This window comes from Acidovorax sp. SUPP3334 (assembly GCF_030159055.1).
Classification (GTDB): Bacteria; Pseudomonadota; Gammaproteobacteria; order Burkholderiales; family Burkholderiaceae_C; genus Paracidovorax.
This window is the reverse complement of sequence record NZ_BQXQ01000007.1, coordinates 1-16121: the sequence shown is the minus strand read 5'-3', so window position 1 is coordinate 16121 and position 16121 is coordinate 1. Positions and strand designations below refer to the sequence as shown.

The window sequence follows — 16121 nt, the reverse complement described above, 5'->3', positions numbered from 1 at the left end:
CCGGTACCCTTGCCGGCTGCCATCCGCCATGCCCCAGATTTCGCCCCGCCGCCTCGTCTTGCTGGCCCTCGTGCTGTCGGCAGGCATCGGTGCGCTGTTCGCGCGAGCGATTCTCACGATACGCGACGACGCCTGGTCTCACGCGCTGAACACCAATGCCAGCCTGGCGCGCACGCTGGAGCAAAACATCAAGCGCACGCTGGATGGCTTTGACTACTCGTTGATCGGGGTGGCCAAGAGCCTGTCCGATCCGGGCCTGCCGAATCTCAGCCCCGAAATGCGCAACACCTTCCTGTTCGATCACTCGCTGCACACGCCGGGCCTGGGCACGGTGGCCGTGCTGGACGACAAGGGAAACGTCTTGATGCGCTCCACCAGCGTGGAGCCGGTCACCCTCAACCTGGCCGACCGGGAGTATTTCCAGGTCCACAAGACCGTCGAGCGCGAGGGGGTGTACGTCGGCAAGCCCATTCAAGGCCGGCTGACGGGCATGTACAGCCTGCCCATCAGCCGGGCCTACTTCCGGTCCGATGGCAGCTTTGGCGGCGTGGTGGTGGGAACGGTACGGATCAGCTACTTCAAGGAACTGTTCGCGTCGATCGACGTGGGGCCGCTGAGCCGTGTGGATCTTTGGAGCACGCGGGACGGCGTCGCGGTGGCCCGCTTTCCTTATGAGGAAAAAGACGTCGGCCAGCCGATGAACGACGCCAGCCAGCTCGCCCGCCTGCAAGCCTCCGACAGCGGCAGCTTCACGGCGCAGGACGTTCAGGACGAAACCGAGCGGCTGCACGCGTTTCGCCGCATCGGCGGCTACCCGCTGGTCGTGAGCGTGGGCCAGTCGGCGGACACCATTCTTGCCAAATGGCGCGCCAGTGCCAAGGTGCTCGGGGCCTTCGCGGTGCTGCTGATGGCCGCGTGTTTGGGTTTATCCGCCCTGTTCGCGCGGGAGCTGCAGCGCCGCCAGGCCATCGCTGCCCAGTTGAAGCAGGCCGAGCACGACATGCGCACCATTCTGGACAACCTGCCATCCCTGGTGAGCTATTGGGACAAGGACCAGCGCAACCGTTTCGCCAACCAGGCCTACATGGACTGGCTGGGGGTATCGCCGGAGCGCATGCCCGACGTGAAGCTGCTGGATGTGCTCGATCAAACCACCTACAACCACCACGCGCTGACGCACATCCAGCAGGCCCTGAGAGGACACAAGCAGGTGTTCGAACGCACCGTACCGCTACCCTCGGGCGACGTGCGCCACACGCTCGTCTCGTATATCCCCGACAAGGACGGAGACGAGGTGCAGGGCATCTTCGTACAGATCGACGACCTGACCGACCGCAAGCGCATGGAAGACCTGCTGTTCGAAGAAAAGGAGTTGATCCGCCTGACCCTCCAGTCCATCGGCGATGCGGTCATCTGCACCGACGCCGAGGGCCGGGTCACCTACATCAACCCGGTCGCCGAAAAGATGACGGGCTGGCAGGCCTTTCACGCCGCAGGATCGGACATCGACGACGTCGTGCCGCTGCTGCAGCCGGGCAGCGAAGGCGGCATGAGCCCTACGCGCAAGGCGCTGGCAGACGGCACGCCCCAGCCGTCCGAGCGCGGCATCGTGCTGCAGTGCCGGGATGGGCGGCGCATCGATATCGAAAAATCGGTGAGCCCGATCATGGACCGCCACGGCCACGTCACCGGGACGGTCATGGTGCTGCGCGATGTGACGGAAGCGATGGAAATGTCCCGCCGGATGGCCCATCTCGCGCAGTACGACGTGCTGACGGACCTGCCCAACCGCGTGCTGCTGCAGGACCGCGCCCAGCAGGCCATCGCGCATGCGGTGCGCGACGGGCGCAGCCTGGCACTCATGTACATCGACCTGGACGGGTTCAAGCAGATCAACGATGCGCTCGGCCACGACGCTGGCGATGTGTTGCTGATCCAGGTAGCGCGCCGCTTCAAAGGCGCCGTCCGGGATTCCGACACCGTGTGCCGCCAGGGAGGCGATGAGTTCGTCGTGCTGCTGCCCAAGCTGGACAATGCGGACCAGGCCTGCCTGGTGTCGCAAAAAATCATGGCGGCCTGCGAGCCTCCGTTCGATCTGCAAGGCGAGGTCAGGCAGATCGGCCTGAGCGGCGGCATCGCCCTCTTTCCGCAACATGGCCGCAGTTTCGAAGAGTTGGCCCGCAGCGCCGACATGGCCATGTACGCTGCCAAACGGGCGGGACGCGGGCACTTTCGGCTGTATGCCGGCGCGGATCAGGAACCCACCGTCGTTTCGGCATTCCGTGCGGCCGAGGCGGCCGAACCCTCCGCCATGCCAACCGAGGAATAGCGGCGAATGCGGATCAGACCATCCCGTCGCCGGCAACGCCCACTGCCGCGCCAAAAATAAAAACGGGGCCAGCCCTTCAGTTGTCTGCCGTCGTAACCGATATCACCCACATGTCCCTCTCCATCGCATCGGCCTCTGGCACTTCCTCCAACGTTTCGGCCGGCCGTTCTTCCGGCCCATCGAACAGCGACATCGCAGCCCTGCAAAAACAGCTCAAGGACCTGACGGCCGACCTCAAGCAGGCGTCGGCAGAGGCAGGCCAGTCCTCGGATCCGAGTGAAGCCAAGGCCAAGCAGCAGAGGATGCAGGCACTGCAAAACCAAATCCAGCTGGTGCAGCAGCAGATTCAGGCCATCCAGCAAGCGCAGCAGCAGGAACAGCAGCAAAAAGCCATGGAAAAGGCGATGCAGCAAATGCAATCGGCCGAGAAGAAAAAGCCGCCCTCCCCGCCCAATCTGGGCACGCAGGTGGATACGTACGCCTGATGTCCACAGCGACCCTGGCGCAGTTCATCGCGAAAGTGCCCGGCAAGCGTCGCTGCCCCCAGGCTCACCAATTTGCTACTAAATCAATAGCAACATAGGCAATCAAACCGGCGGCAACGGGCTAAATCACTCCGATCAGGCGAGGCCATCCAACCCGGCAGCCGACACCAGCCGCTGCGTGTACGGGTGCCGGGGGGCATCCAGCACGGTATGCACGGGGCCGGCTTCGAGCACTTCTCCGTCTTTCATCACGATCACGTCGTGGGCCATCGCACGGATCACCGCCACATCGTGCGTGATGAGCAGGTAGCTGAGCGAGCGCTCCTTTTGCAGCCGCTGCAGCAGCGTCAGCACCTGCTGCTGAATGGTGACATCGAGCGCGCTGGTGGGCTCGTCCAGCACCAGCAGGCGCGGGCTCAGGATGAGTGCCCGGGCAATGGCCAGCCGCTGGCGCTGTCCGCCGGAAAACTCGTGCGGGTAACGCGCGAGCAAGCCCGGGAACTGCCCTTCGGTCAAGCCCACGTCGTGCAGGGCCGACTGCACGCGCGTGCGGCGCTCGGCAGGCGCCAGGCCGGGTTCATGCACCAAGAGCCCTTCACCCACGATCTCTTCCACGGTCAGTCGCGGCGACAACGAGGAAAACGGGTCCTGGAACACCACCTGCACCTGCCGCCGCAGCGCCTGATTGGCGGCGCTGTTGCGCTGGGCCGGCTGTTGCCAGCCCTGCCCCGATATATCCAAGGTTCCCTGGAAAGGGAGCAGCCCCAGCAGCGCCTGGGCCAGCGTCGATTTGCCCGAGCCCGATTCGCCGACCACGCCCAGGGTCCGTGCGGGCTCGACAGAAAAGTCGGCCCCTTTCACCGCCACGAACTCGCCGCGCCTGAACCAGCCGCGCACGCCGGGCAGGGGCGTGGCGTAAGCCACGCGCAGACCTTGCGCTCGCGCCGCAGGGACCGCGTCGGCCAGGGGCGCAGCCTCGACCACATCGCGCCGCGGAACGCTGCCGATCAGCCGCTGGGTGTAGGAATGCCGTGGCGCGCTGAACACGTCAGCCACCGCACCGCGCTCCACCAGCACGCCGTGCTCCATCACGGCCACCCGATCGGCGAAACGGCGCACCAGATTCAGGTCGTGCGTGATGAGCAGCACGGCCATGCCGGTCTGGCGCTGCAGATCGGACAGCAGTTCGAGAATCTGGCCACGCAGCGTGACATCCAGCGCGGTGGTCGGCTCGTCGGCGAGCAGAAGGCGCGGCCGGCTGGCAAGCGCCATGGCGATCATCGCGCGCTGGCGTTGCCCGCCCGAAAGCTGATGGGGGAACGCGCCCGCACGCCGGGCCGGTTCGGGGATACCGGTGCTGGCCAGCAATTCGATGGCCGCCCGTGCGGCCTGCGAGCGCGACAGAGCCTGCTTGAGCTGCAGCACTTCGGCCACCTGATCGCCCACCGACATCAACGGATTGAGCGCGGTCATGGGCTCCTGGAACACCATGGCGATGTCGCCGCCACGCACGCCGCGCATCTCACGCTCGGACAGTGCGAGCAGATCGCGGCCAGCCATCAGCGCCCGGCCACCGATCGTGGCCTCGCCCGCCAGCCGCAGGACCGACAGCGCGGTGATGGTCTTGCCGGAGCCCGATTCGCCCACCAGCGCGAGCTTCTCGCCAGCCGCGATGTCGAAGCTCACCCCGCTCACCACCTCCTTGTCGCCGAACCGCACATGCAGGTCCTGCACTTGCAGCAGGGCTGCCCCCTGCGCATCGCCCGCCGCAGCGGCCCGGCCGATCGCATGAAAGGGCGCCGAAGAAGCGTTCGGTGTGGCGCCGTGCGCGCGTTCGTCGGTCATGAATGGTCTGCCTTGCGAGGGTCGAGCGCATCGCGCAGCGCATCGCCCATGAAGGTGAGCAGCAGCAGCGTGACCACCAGTGCCGCAAAGGTGAACAGCGAAATCCACCAGGCGTCGATGTTGTTCTTGCCCTGATTGAGAAGCTCGCCCAGCGAAGGGGTGCCGGGCGGCACGCCCAGCCCCAGGAAGTCGAGCGAGGCGAGCGCCAGAATGGCCGCGCTCATGCGAAACGGAAGGAAGGTGACGACCGGCGTCATGCTGTTGGGCAGGATGTGGCGCCAGATGATCTGCCCGTTCGGCACGCCCAGCGCGCGGGCGGCCTTCACGTAGTCGAGCTGCCGGTTGCGCAGGAACTCCGCACGCACGTAGTCGGACAGGCCCATCCAGCCGAACAGCGATAGCAGCACCAGCAGCAGCACCACGCTCGGCGCGAACACGGCGCTGAAGATGATGAGCAGGTACAGCTCGGGCATCGAACCCCAAATTTCGATGAACCGCTGGAATGCCAGGTCGGTCTTGCCACCGAAAAATCCCTGTATGGCCCCGGTGATGACGCCCAGCAGCACACCCACCACGGTGAGCGCGATGCCGAACAGCACGCTCACGCGAAATCCGTAGATCAGTTGCGCGAGCAGGTCGCGCCCTCGGTCATCGGTGCCCAGCCAGTTCTGGGCCGTGGGGCCGGAGGGATTGGGTGACTTCGCGAAGTAGTTCAGCGTGTCCGGGCCGTACGGGTTGAGGGTATACAGCGCCCAATTGTTGCCCTGCCCCAGCCGCTCGCGAATGAAAGGGTCCAGGTAATCGGTGGGGGTGTCGAAATCGCCACCGAACGTCTTTTCGGAATAGTCGTGGAGCATGGGCAGATAGGTCTGCCCTTCGTAGCGCACGATGAGCGGGCGGTCGTTGCTGATCAGCTCGGCCATCAGGCTCAAGGCCACCAGCGCGCTGAACAGGATCAGGCTCCAGTAACCGAGCCGGTTGCGCTTGAACCGGCGCCAGGCCCGGCGCCCCGGCGAGAGCGAAGGCGCGGCGATGTGGCGGGCATCGCCGGCTGGGACGCGCCCGACCGGTGCCACGGTTTTTTCGGCGGGGGGGTTAGTCGAACTTGACACGCGGATCCACCCATACGTAGCAGAGATCGCTCACCAGCTTGGTCACCAGCCCGATCAGCGTGAAGAGATACAGCGTGCCCAGCACCACGGGATAGTCGCGGCGGATCACGCTTTCATAGCTCAGCAGGCCCAGGCCGTCGAGCGAAAACAGCGTCTCGATCAGCAGCGACCCGGTAAAGAAGGCCCCGATGAAGGCGGCCGGAAAGCCGGTGATGATGGGGATGAGCGCATTGCGGAACACATGCCTCCACAGTACCTGCCGCTCCGACAGCCCCTTGGCGCGGGCCGTGAGCACGTATTGCTTGCGGATCTCTTCAAGAAAGGCATTCTTGGTCAGCATGGCGGTCACCGCGAAGCTGCCCAGCACCATGGCCGTGATGGGCAGCGTGATGTGCCACAGATAGTCCACGATGCGGGCGCCCCAGGTCATCTCGTCCCAGTTCGCCGATGTCAGTCCGCGCAGCGGGAACCATTGCAATTGCCCGCCGAAGATCACCAGCAGCGCCACGCCCAGCACGAAGCCCGGAATCGCGTAGCCCACCAGCACGATGAGCGTGGTGATGAAATCGAAGCGCGAGCCCGCGCGCACGGCCTTGGCCACGCCGAGCGGCACGGCCACGAGGTAGCTGATGAAGAAGGTCCACAGCCCCAGGCTGATCGACACGGGCAGCTTTTCCTTCACGAGTTGCCACACGTCCTTGTTTTGAAAGAAGCTGCGGCCCAGGTCGAAGCGTGCGAACTGCCCCAGCATCTGGAAAAAGCGCTCGTGCGCCGGCTTGTCGAAGCCATACAGCGCCTTGATCTGGTCCAGGCGTTTCGGATCGACGCCCTGCGCCCCCCGGTAGGCCAGGCCGCCGCCCTCCGCCCCGCCGCCACGGCCCATTCCGGCCTTGGATTCGGCGAGGTACTGCTCGACCGGCCCCCCCGGCACGAACTGAATCACCACGAAGGTCAGCAGCAGCACGCCCAGCAGGGTGGGCAGCATGAGCAGCACGCGCTTGAGGATGTAGGCGAACATGGTGGCGTTGTGGCGTCGGGAAATGAAGCGGACGGTGGATCGCTAGCGGCCGGTCAGCGCCGCACGGGGCCGGGCTCCGTCTGGGGCGGCATGCGGGCCCACCACGTATCGATGGCCCAGGCCTCGCCCGTGGAATACGGGGGCAGCGTGGCGGGCCGCTCCAGGCGCCAGGCGTTGTAGACCATGCGGTGCGACGCTGCCTTGTACTGGGGAATGAGGTAATGCTCGTGCGCGATGACCCGCTCCAGGGCATGGCACGCCGGCAAGAGCTGGTCCAGCGTCTTGGCTGAAACGATGCTGCGGATCATCGCGTCCACGGCCTTGTTCTTCACGCCCGGAAAATTGCCCGAGTCTTCCGTGTCCGCCGCCTGCGAGCCGAACATGTCTGCCAGCTCCTGGCCCGGATTGTTGGTGCCCTGGTAGGCGATGGTGACGATGTCGAAGTCGAACTTGCTCAGACGCTGCTGATACAGCGCGAAGTCCACCGCCCGGAAGTTCAGCGTGATGCCGAGCTTTTGCAAATTGCGAATCCAGGACGACAACGAACGCACGCCGCCCTCGCTGCTGTCCAGGTATTCCAGCACCATGGGCTGGCCCTGCGCGTTGCGCAGCGCGCCGTCCTTGACCTCCCACCCCGCTTCTTTCAGCAGTGCCTGGGCCCGCCGCAGGTTGTCGCGCAGTGTCGTGCCGCCTTCGGTGCGCGGCGGAACGGTCATGGGCCCGAAGGCTCTGGCCGGAATGCTCTGGCGCCAGGGCTCCATCAAGGCAAGTTCCTCGGGAGAGGGCGTACCGCGGGTCTCGCACAGGGTGTTGCCGAAAAGCCCGTTGATGCGCTGGTAGGTGCCATAGAACAACTGGCGGCTCATCCACTCGAAGTCATACGCAAGCCCCAGCGCCTCTCGAACGCGGGCGTCCTTCAGCAGCGGCCGGCGCGTATTGAGGACGTGGCTTTGAAAGCCCGAAGGCAGCTTGTGCGCGAAGTCGCCCTTGACCAGTTCACCGCTGTCGAACTTGCGGCCCGTGACCCGCCGGGCCCAGTCACCCGCGCTGAAAAACCGCATCAGGTCGAACTCGCCGGCCTTGAGAGCCTCCAGCCGCGCCGTGTTGTCGCGATAGATCTTGACGAGGATGCGGTCGAAATTGGCCGTGCCCTTGCGAACGTTGAGATCGCGCCCCCAGTAACCGGGATCGCGCACGTAGGTGATGTCTTTGCCGAAGCGCACCGGGCCGATCTTGTAGGGGCCGCTGCCGATGGGGATGTCCATCACCACCTGGTCGAAACGCTTGGCCTTGCCGTTTTCAACGCCCCAATCGCGGCTGAATACCGGCAGCCCACCCACCGTCAGCGGCAGTTCGCGGTTGGGGTGCTTGAAGCGGTAGCGCACCGTGCGGTCGTCCACCACATCGATGCCCGCCACATCGAACAGCGCCGTCTTGTACGCCGGCGAGGTGTAGGGGCCCATCAGCGTGTCGTAGCTGAACTTCACGTCCTGCGCCAGCACCGGCTTGCCGTTGTGAAAGCGCGCTTCGGGCCGCAAGCGGAACACCACCGACAGGCCATCGGGCGCGACCTCCACGTCCTGCGCCAGCAGGCCATAGCCCGTGGCGGTCTCGTCGAGAGAGCCGGTGAGCAAGGTGTCGAACATCAGGTCCGACAGATAAGCCGGCGCATTGCCTTTGATGGTGAACGGGTTGTATTTGTCGAAGGTGGAGACGCGAAGGTTGCTCACCAACCGCAGCTCCCCGCCCTTGGGGGCATCGGGGTTCACGTAAGCGAAATGGTCGAAGCCCGCGGGCATGCGGGGCTCGCCCCAGAGCGCATAGGCATGCCCGGCCCAGACGGGCATCGCACTCCCCCACAGCAACAAGATCGGCCAAAGACGCATGCGACAATTCTGCACTACGCTGGCGGCGCCCGGCGTTTCGTTGTCACATGCCCCGAAAGGCCTATCGGCGGCACCTGCGCCGCCAAAGCCACCAATCCCCCGCATTCACAGGAGAAGAACCATGGGTTTTCTGACCGGCAAGAAGCTGCTTATCACCGGCGTGCTGTCCAATCGCTCGATCGCCTACGGCATCGCCAAGGCCTGCCACGCACAAGGCGCAGAGCTTGCCTTCAGTTACGTGGGCGAGCGCTTCAAGGACCGCATCACCGACTTCGCGGCGGAGTTCGACTCCAAACTCATCTTCGATTGCGACGTGGGCAGCGATGAACAGATCGAACGCATGTTCGCCGACCTGTCTCAGGCCTGGCCCAAATTCGACGGCTTCGTGCACAGCATCGGCTTCGCACCCCGCGAGGCGATCGCCGGCGACTTCCTGGAAGGGCTGTCGCGCGAGTCGTTCCGCATCGCGCACGACATCAGCGCCTACAGCTTTCCCGCCATGGCGAAGGCCGCACTTCCCTTCCTCAACGAAAAATCGTCCGTGGTCACGCTGAGCTACCTGGGCGCGCTGCGCACGGTGCCCAACTACAACACCATGGGCCTTGCCAAGGCCAGCCTGGAAGCCAGCGTGCGCTACCTGGCCGAATCCCTGGGCCCGCGCGGCATGCGTGCCAACGGCATCAGCGCCGGGCCCATCAAGACGTTGGCCGCCAGCGGCATCAAGGACTTCGGCAAGTTGCTGGGCGTGGTGGCCGGCGCCTCGCCCCTGCGCCGCAACGTGACCATCGAAGACGTGGGCAACGCCGCCGCCTTCCTGCTGTCGGACCTCGCCAGCGGCGTGACGGCCGAAATCATGTATGTGGACGGCGGCTTCAGCCAGACCGGCGGCATCAGCCGCGACAGCGGCGAACTGTCCTGAAACCTTGGTCAAAACAGCCTCCAGCGCAATCAATACGCCGGCATATAGCTATCAATAACATAGCAAACTGAAGCCATGCTGCGCCGCGCTGCGATCATCGCCTTGCTGGGCTGCTGCGTGGCGTCCGCCGGGGCGCAGACGTCGTCTCCCCCATCGCTTTTGCTGGCCAGCGTGTATCGGCCCGGGCTGCCTCTGGCGGACTATTGGGTGAGCGAAAAGTACGACGGGGTACGCGGTTACTGGGATGGCACGCGGCTGCGCACGCGCGGTGGCGAAAGCGTGAATCCGCCCGCGTGGTTCACGCAAGGCTGGCCAGCCACGCCGATGGATGGTGAACTCTGGGCCGGCCGTGGCCGCTTCGCGCAGGCGCAATCGACGGTGCGGCAACAACGGCCCGACGATGCGGCATGGCGCCACATCCAGTTCATGGTGTTCGATCTGCCGTCGCAGGGGGGAACTTTCGACGAGCGCCTGCCCGCGCTGCAAACCGTGGTGTCCGGCATCGGCCAGCGCTGGGTCCAGGCGGTTGCGCAGCAGCGAGTGGGCACCGATGCCCAGCTGCAGGCGTTGCTGCACCGAACGGTGCGCGCAGGCGGCGAAGGGCTGATGCTGCACCGCGGTGCGTCGCTCTACAAAGCAGGTCGCGGCGACGACCTGATCAAGCTAAAAACCCACGAGGACGCCGAAGCGAAGGTCGTGGGGTATGTGCCCGGCAAAGGCCGTCACCAGGGCCGCATGGGCGCCCTGCTGGTCGAGATGCCCACCGGCCAGCGCTTTCGGCTCGGCGCCGGCTTCAGCGATGCGGACCGTCAGCATCCGCCGCCGCTGGGCAGCTGGGTCACGTACCGGTTTCGTGGCATCCATGATGGCGGGCTGCCGAGGTTTGCCAGCTTCATGCGGGTGCGTGAAGACTTCCGTCCCACGTCTCCCTGAACTGAATACAAGAGCCAAGAGAAGCAAAAAGCAAAAAGGCTGCAGCGCCCCCGAAGCGGGTACGCATGCAGCCTTTTTTGTGCCCATTGGCGACTTCGCCGCTTCACGGCGAAACCGAAGGCCGGCACCGACATCCATCGGTGCCATGCGCCTTGCTCACTTCACTTATTTGGGCAGCAGGACCTTGTCCACGACGTGGATCACACCGTTCGACTGGTACACATCGGCAATGGTCACGGTGGACGTGCCACCCTTTTCATCCGTCAGCGCGATGGACGAGCCGCTCGCCTTGGCCGTCAGCGTGCCACCTGCCACGGTCTTGAGACTGGCCGAGCCCTTGCCGTCGGCAATCATCTTGGACAACGACGCGGCATCGACCTTGCCTGGGACGACGTGATACGTCAGCACCTTGGTCAGCGTGGCCTTGTTCTCGGGCTTGAGCAGCGTATCCACGGTGCCGGCCGGCAGCGCTGCGAACGCTGCGTTGGTGGGCGCGAACACAGTGAACGGGCCCGGGCCTTTCAGCGTCTCCACGAGGCCCGCGGCTTTCACGGCAGCCACCAGCGTGGTGTGGTCCTTGGAGTTCACCGCGTTGTCGATGATGTCCTTGGTGGGATACATAGGCGCGCCACCGACGGTCACCTGGGCGAAGGCTGGCATCGCGGCAGCCGACAAAGCAAGCGTGAGGCCGGCAGCAGCCAGGCGGGCGTTCAGACGAAAGGTCATGGAAATCTCCGATGTGATGTTGGTAGACCATGCCGCTCGAAAATTCGCGCGGCCGAACACTCATACGGCCGCTCGCGTCCCGTGGATTCACGCCGTGACATTCACACACAAATCCAATGCGATGGGCCCGGTGGCGCTTTCGCACCACCGGGCCCATCGGGCTTGACAGCGGCTCTCGCCGCCAGCGATCAGATCTTGCGGCCGAAGGGGCCGTCGCTGCCCACTTGAACGATGTCCTCGGCCGCCGGGGCGTTCTTGCGGCTCTTGCGCGCCGGTGCCGCCTGCGGCGCTGCAGCCACGCAATCGGCGTAGTAGCGCACGTTGCCGCTGTCGTCCTCGATCTCTACCAGGCCGTGGATGTCGGTTTCGAAGCCCGGCGACAGCTTGGAGAACTCGCGCGAGAACTTGAGGTAGTCCACGATCTTCTTGTTGAAGACCTCGCCCGGAATGAGCAGCGGAATGCCGGGCGGGTACGGCGTGATGAGGCTCGTGGTGATCCGGCCTTCCAATTGGTCGATCTCGACGCGCTCGGTCTTGCGGTGGGCAATGTGCGCGTAGGCGTCGCTCGGCTTCATCGCCGGCGTCAGGTCAGACAAATACATCTCGGTCGTCAGGCGCGCGATGTCGTACTTGGCATAGAGCTGGTGCACGTGCTGGCACAGGTCTTTCAGGCCCATGCGCTCGTAGCGTTTGTGCAGTTGGCAGAACTCGGGAAGGATGCGCCACATCGGCTGGTTCTTCTCGTAATCGTCCTTGAACTGCTGCAGCGCGGTGAGCAACGTGTTCCAGCGGCCCTTGGTGATGCCGATGGTGAACATGATGAAGAAGCTGTAGAGCCCCGTCTTTTCCACCACCACACCGTGCTCGGCCAGGTACTTGGTCACGATGGACGCAGGAATGCCCGTCTTGTCGAACTTGCCGTCCAGGTTGAGGCCCGGCGTGACGATGGTGGACTTGATCGGGTCCAGCATGTTGAAGCCGTCGGCCAACTGGCCGAAGCCATGCCACTTGCTGGCGTTCTTCTTGCCTTTGCCATCGCTGCGAATGATCCAGTCCTCGGCACGGCCCAGGCCTTCGTCCACGAGCTTGTCCGGGCCCCAGACCTTGAACCACCAGTCGTCCTTGCCGAACTCTTCCTCCACCTTTCGCATGGCACGGCGGAAGTCCAGGGCTTCGAGCAGGCTTTCTTCCACCAGCGCCGTTCCACCGGGCGGCTCCATCATCGCGGCGGCCACATCGCAACTGGCGATGATGCTGTACTGCGGCGAGGTCGAGGTGTGCATCAGGTACGCCTCGTTGAACAGCGGGCGGTCGAGCTTCACCGTTTGCGAGTCCTGCACCAGCACGTGGCTGGCCTGGCTGATACCGGCCAGCAGCTTGTGGATGGACTGCGTGGCGTACACCACCGAATGCTTGGGCCGCGCACGCTTCTTGCCCATGGCGTGGTAGGTGCCATAGAACGGGTGGAAGGCCGCGTGCGGCAACCAGGCTTCGTCGAAGTGCAGGTTGTCCACATAGCCGTCGAGCATTCCCTTGATGGTTTCGGTGTTGTAGACCACGCCGTCGTAGGTCGATTGCGTGAGCGTGAGCACCCGCGGCTTGACCGCTTTCGCATCGACGCCCTTCAGCAGCGGATTGGCGCGAATCTTGGCCTGGATGGCCTCGGGCTCGAACTCGCTCTGCGGGATCGGCCCGATGATGCCGAAGTGGTTGCGCGTGGGCTTCATGAACACGGGAATCGCGCCCGTCATGATGATGCTGTGCAAGATGGACTTGTGGCAGTTGCGGTCCACGACCACCACATCGCCCGGGGCCACCGTGTGGTGCCACACCATCTTGTTGGAGGTGCTGGTGCCGTTGGTCACGAAGAAACAATGGTCCGCATTGAAGATGCGTGCGGCATTGCGCTCGCTCTCGCCGATGGCCCCGTTGTGATCAAGCAGTTGGCCCAATTCCTCGACCGCATTGCACACGTCCGCGCGCAACATGTTTTCGCCGAAGAACTGGTGGAACATCTGGCCCACGGGGCTCTTGAGAAACGCCACCCCACCGGAATGGCCAGGGCAATGCCAGCTGTACGACCCGTCTTCGGCATAGTCCAGCAGCGCCTTGAAAAACGGTGGCTGCACGCTTTCGAGGTAGCTCTTGGCCTCCCGGATGATGTGGCGTGCCACGAACTCCGGCGTGTCCTCGAACATGTGGATGAAACCATGCAACTCGCGCAGGATGTCGTTGGGCAGATGGCGGCTGGTCTTCGTCTCGCCATGCACGTAGATCGGAACGTCGGAGTTCTTGCGCCGCACCTCGGCGATGAACGTACGCAGGCTGAGCACGATGGGGTCCAGTCCCGATCCCAGCGTGAACTCTTCGTCATCGATGGACAGGATGAACGCGCTGGCCCGGCTTTGCTGCTGCGCGAACTGCGACAGGTCGCCATAGCTCGTGACACCCAGCACCTCGAAGCCTTCCGACTCGATGGCCTGCGCCAGCGCGCGGATACCCAGGCCGGATGTGTTCTCGGAACGATAGTCCTCGTCGATGATGACGATGGGGAAACGGAATTTCATGCGCAGCCTCCGAGCGAGCGGGCCCAAAAAACGAAACAGGCGCGAAGTGTAAGGAATAACGTTGTCACGCCTTTGACGGCCCGGTCTTTTGACCCAGAATGTGATGCACTAAACACAACGAGGAGCATGCAGTGATAGAGCAATCCACCCTCTGGTGGCTGATGGCGGGAGGGGCCGTTGCCGTAGAACTTTTCACGGGCACGTTCTACCTGCTCATGCTGGCCGTTGGCCTGGCCGCCGGCGCCCTCGCCGCCCATGCGGGCGGTTCGGTCGCGGCACAACTGCTGGTCGCTGCCGCGGTCGGATTGGCGGGCGTGGCGGGGTGCTATGTGTTTCGAAAAAAGAGCCCTGGCGCCCAGCCCGCATCGAGCAATCGCGACGTGAACATGGACGTGGGCGAGTCCGTGAACGTGGATATCTGGAACTCCGATGGCACCGCGCAGGTGCGCTACCGCGGCGCGCAGTGGACCGTGGTCCTGCGCCCCGGCAATGCACCCTCCTCCGGCATGCACCGCGTGGCGGAAGTCATCGGCAACCGCCTGCTCGTCGACAAGCTTTGAGCTTGGCCTCTGCGATCCACCGCCATGCTGGCGCCAACGCCACCCACAGTTAACTGACTCTTCATCATCGCAAAGGACCCCATGGAAATCATCGCTCTCGTCATCGTCGTCATCGCCGGCATCTTCATTGCACGCTCAGTGAAGGTCGTTCCTCAGCAAAACGCATGGGTCAAAGAACGGCTGGGCAAATATGCAGGCACTCTTACACCAGGGCTGAACTTCCTCGTGCCGTTCGTCGACCGCGTGGCCTACAAACACAGCCTCAAGGAAATTCCGCTGGACGTACCGAGCCAAGTCTGCATCACGCGCGACAACACCCAGTTGCAGGTGGACGGCATCCTGTACTTCCAGGTGACCGACCCCATGCGGGCCAGCTATGGTTCCAGCAACTACATCATGGCCGTAACCCAGTTGGCACAGACCTCGCTGCGCAGCGTGATCGGCAAGCTCGAACTGGACAAGACGTTCGAAGAGCGCGACATCATCAACGCGCAGGTCGTTCAGGCGATCGATGAGGCCGCATTGAATTGGGGCGTGAAAGTGCTGCGCTACGAAATCAAGGACCTCACCCCACCGGCTGAAATCCTTCGGTCCATGCAAGCGCAGATCACTGCAGAGCGCGAAAAGCGCGCGCTCATCGCCGCATCGGAAGGTCGCCGCCAAGAACAAATCAATATCGCTACAGGCGAACGCGAGGCTTTCATCGCCCGGTCTGAAGGCGAGAAACAGGCCCAGATCAACAATGCCCAAGGCGAAGCCGCATCCATCACTGCAGTGGCGGAAGCCACGGCACAGGCCATCGAACGGATCGCAGCCGCCATTCGCCAGCCAGGCGGCGAGCAGGCCGTGCAACTGAAGGTGGCCGAACGGGCGGTGGATGCCTATGGCAAGGTAGCCGCCGACGCCACCACCACGCTGATCGTGCCCAGCAACATGCGCGAAGTTTCAGCACTGATCGGCTCTGCGATGAAGATGGTTCAAACCACGCAACGCGCCCCTTAACCAGCGTTGCAGCGGTTTTTCTAAAAACAGGCCGAAACCACTGCTACAATCGCGGGCTTCGGAGAGGTGGATGAGCGGTTTAAGTCGCACGCCTGGAAAGCGTGTGTGGGCTAATCCCCACCGCGGGTTCGAATCCCGCCCTCTCCGCCAGTAAGCAAGCAAAAAAGCGCCTCTCGGGGCAATGCCAGTCAGTTAAGCCCCCAGGCCAACTGATGCAGTAAGAAGGGAACGTGTTCAACACGTTCCCTTTTTGCTTGATGAGCCTGCTTCGGAGCGCGCTGCGCGATACCTTGCCCCGAGTTCCAGATCGGCTCGATGAACTCAGCGCGTTGATAGACCCCGGCTGGATCGCGCAGGCGCTTGCGGCCAGCGGCAAGGCCTCCATCCGGCGGCGCAAGCTGCCTGCCGAGCATGCCGTGTGGTTGGTGATCGGACTGGCGCTGTTTCGAGATCGACCGCTGTGGCAGGTGGTGCAGCAGCTGGATTTGAGCCTGGACGCACAAGCGCTGCCCGTGCCAAGTGTCAGCGTGCAGGCCCGCCAGCGCCTGGGCGAGGAGCCGTTGGCCGAGCTGTTCGGCCTGTTGACCCATGCCTGGAGCCGTCCCGCAGTCGATGCGCAGCAGCCCCTGCGCGTGCTGGCCGTGGATGGCGTGGTCTGGTCGGCACCGGACACCCCGGAGAACCGAGCCGAACTGGGTAGCTGTGGCAACCAGCATGGCCCTTTGTCCTGGCCGCAGAT

Annotated in this window: 13 protein-coding genes and 1 tRNA gene; 8 read left to right on the top strand and 6 right to left on the bottom strand. The window is 64.1% G+C overall.

Annotated elements, in window-relative coordinates; translation table 11 throughout:
- Positions 1-28: 28 nt before the first annotated feature.
- Both AVHM3334_RS05185 and AVHM3334_RS05180 read left to right on the top strand, forming a co-directional pair.
- Complete coding sequence (locus tag AVHM3334_RS05185; protein WP_284410236.1) at positions 29-2329, top strand: diguanylate cyclase domain-containing protein; 2301 nt, start codon at positions 29-31, stop codon at positions 2327-2329.
- 110 nt (positions 2330-2439) lie between these two features.
- A complete protein-coding gene (locus AVHM3334_RS05180) occupies positions 2440-2814 on the top strand; it encodes a FlxA-like family protein (RefSeq protein WP_284410235.1) in 375 nt (124 codons plus the stop codon).
- A 135-nt stretch (positions 2815-2949) separates the two neighbouring features.
- Here AVHM3334_RS05180 and AVHM3334_RS05175 read toward each other — a convergent pair whose 3' ends face one another.
- Genes AVHM3334_RS05175 through AVHM3334_RS05160 form a run of 4 tightly spaced genes read right to left on the bottom strand, consistent with a single transcriptional unit; the run spans position 2950 to position 8675 of the window.
- Positions 2950-4659: an ABC transporter ATP-binding protein gene (locus tag AVHM3334_RS05175; protein WP_284410234.1), complete on the bottom strand. Its 1710-nt coding sequence runs from the start codon at positions 4657-4659 to the stop codon at positions 2950-2952.
- Positions 4656-5735: an ABC transporter permease gene (locus AVHM3334_RS05170; RefSeq protein WP_284410233.1), complete on the bottom strand. Its 1080-nt coding sequence runs from the start codon at positions 5733-5735 to the stop codon at positions 4656-4658. The genes AVHM3334_RS05175 and AVHM3334_RS05170 overlap by 4 nt, the downstream gene beginning before the upstream one ends.
- Positions 5736-5754: 19 nt before the next feature.
- On the bottom strand, positions 5755-6789 hold the full coding sequence (locus AVHM3334_RS05165; RefSeq protein ID WP_284410232.1) for a microcin C ABC transporter permease YejB: 1035 nt from the start codon (positions 6787-6789) through the stop codon (positions 5755-5757).
- A 53-nt stretch (positions 6790-6842) separates the two neighbouring features.
- Positions 6843-8675 carry an extracellular solute-binding protein gene (locus tag AVHM3334_RS05160; protein WP_284410231.1) on the bottom strand — a complete coding sequence of 611 codons (1833 nt, stop codon included), beginning with the start codon at positions 8673-8675 and terminating at the stop codon, positions 6843-6845.
- 121 nt (positions 8676-8796) lie between these two features.
- Here AVHM3334_RS05160 and fabI point away from each other — a divergent pair, with 121 nt between their 5' ends.
- Together fabI and AVHM3334_RS05150 are read left to right on the top strand one after the other, a co-directional pair.
- The gene (gene fabI, locus AVHM3334_RS05155) at positions 8797-9594 is read left to right on the top strand and encodes an enoyl-ACP reductase FabI (RefSeq protein WP_284410230.1); all 798 of its coding nucleotides are present in this window, start codon (positions 8797-8799) and stop codon (positions 9592-9594) included.
- Between the two features lie 75 nt (positions 9595-9669).
- Positions 9670-10527, top strand: coding sequence for a DNA ligase (locus AVHM3334_RS05150; protein ID WP_284410229.1), 858 nt, complete (start codon positions 9670-9672; stop codon positions 10525-10527).
- A gap of 165 nt (positions 10528-10692) precedes the next feature.
- Here AVHM3334_RS05150 and AVHM3334_RS05145 read toward each other — a convergent pair whose 3' ends face one another.
- Together AVHM3334_RS05145 and AVHM3334_RS05140 are read right to left on the bottom strand one after the other, a co-directional pair.
- Positions 10693-11253, bottom strand: coding sequence for a fasciclin domain-containing protein (locus AVHM3334_RS05145; protein ID WP_284410228.1), 561 nt, complete (start codon positions 11251-11253; stop codon positions 10693-10695).
- 188 nt (positions 11254-11441) lie between these two features.
- Entirely contained in the window at positions 11442-13820 is a 2379-nt protein-coding gene (locus tag AVHM3334_RS05140) for an arginine/lysine/ornithine decarboxylase (protein ID WP_284410227.1), read from the bottom strand.
- A gap of 134 nt (positions 13821-13954) precedes the next feature.
- On the opposite strand from AVHM3334_RS05140, the gene AVHM3334_RS05135 reads away from it, so the two are divergent.
- The 4 genes from AVHM3334_RS05135 to AVHM3334_RS05120 all read left to right on the top strand — a co-directional run.
- A complete protein-coding gene (locus tag AVHM3334_RS05135) occupies positions 13955-14380 on the top strand; it encodes an NfeD family protein (RefSeq protein WP_284410466.1) in 426 nt (141 codons plus the stop codon).
- An 81-nt stretch (positions 14381-14461) separates the two neighbouring features.
- Positions 14462-15382, top strand: a complete 921-nt coding sequence (locus tag AVHM3334_RS05130) for an SPFH domain-containing protein (protein WP_284410226.1) — start codon at positions 14462-14464, stop codon at positions 15380-15382.
- A 60-nt stretch (positions 15383-15442) separates the two neighbouring features.
- Positions 15443-15532: transfer RNA gene (locus AVHM3334_RS05125), tRNA-Ser, on the top strand.
- A gap of 107 nt (positions 15533-15639) precedes the next feature.
- Positions 15640-16121: transposase domain-containing protein (locus AVHM3334_RS05120; protein WP_284410225.1), on the top strand; the 482-nt coding region annotated here is incomplete at its 3' end.

Bases quoted from the DNA above. Each gene is read 5' to 3' on its own strand.
- fabI (WP_284410230.1), top strand. From the start codon at position 8,797: ATGGGTTTTCTGACCGGCAAGAAGCTGCTTATCACCGGCGTGCTGTCC.
- AVHM3334_RS05140 (WP_284410227.1), bottom strand. From the start codon at position 13,820: ATGAAATTCCGTTTCCCCATCGTCATCATCGACGAGGACTATCGTTCC.
- AVHM3334_RS05165 (WP_284410232.1), bottom strand. From the start codon at position 6,789: ATGTTCGCCTACATCCTCAAGCGCGTGCTGCTCATGCTGCCCACCCTG.
- AVHM3334_RS05175 (WP_284410234.1), bottom strand. From the start codon at position 4,659: ATGACCGACGAACGCGCGCACGGCGCCACACCGAACGCTTCTTCGGCG.
- AVHM3334_RS05150 (WP_284410229.1), top strand. From the start codon at position 9,670: ATGCTGCGCCGCGCTGCGATCATCGCCTTGCTGGGCTGCTGCGTGGCG.
- AVHM3334_RS05180 (WP_284410235.1), top strand. From the start codon at position 2,440: ATGTCCCTCTCCATCGCATCGGCCTCTGGCACTTCCTCCAACGTTTCG.
- AVHM3334_RS05130 (WP_284410226.1), top strand. From the start codon at position 14,462: ATGGAAATCATCGCTCTCGTCATCGTCGTCATCGCCGGCATCTTCATT.
- AVHM3334_RS05145 (WP_284410228.1), bottom strand. From the start codon at position 11,253: ATGACCTTTCGTCTGAACGCCCGCCTGGCTGCTGCCGGCCTCACGCTT.
- AVHM3334_RS05185 (WP_284410236.1), top strand. From the start codon at position 29: ATGCCCCAGATTTCGCCCCGCCGCCTCGTCTTGCTGGCCCTCGTGCTG.
- AVHM3334_RS05160 (WP_284410231.1), bottom strand. From the start codon at position 8,675: ATGCGTCTTTGGCCGATCTTGTTGCTGTGGGGGAGTGCGATGCCCGTC.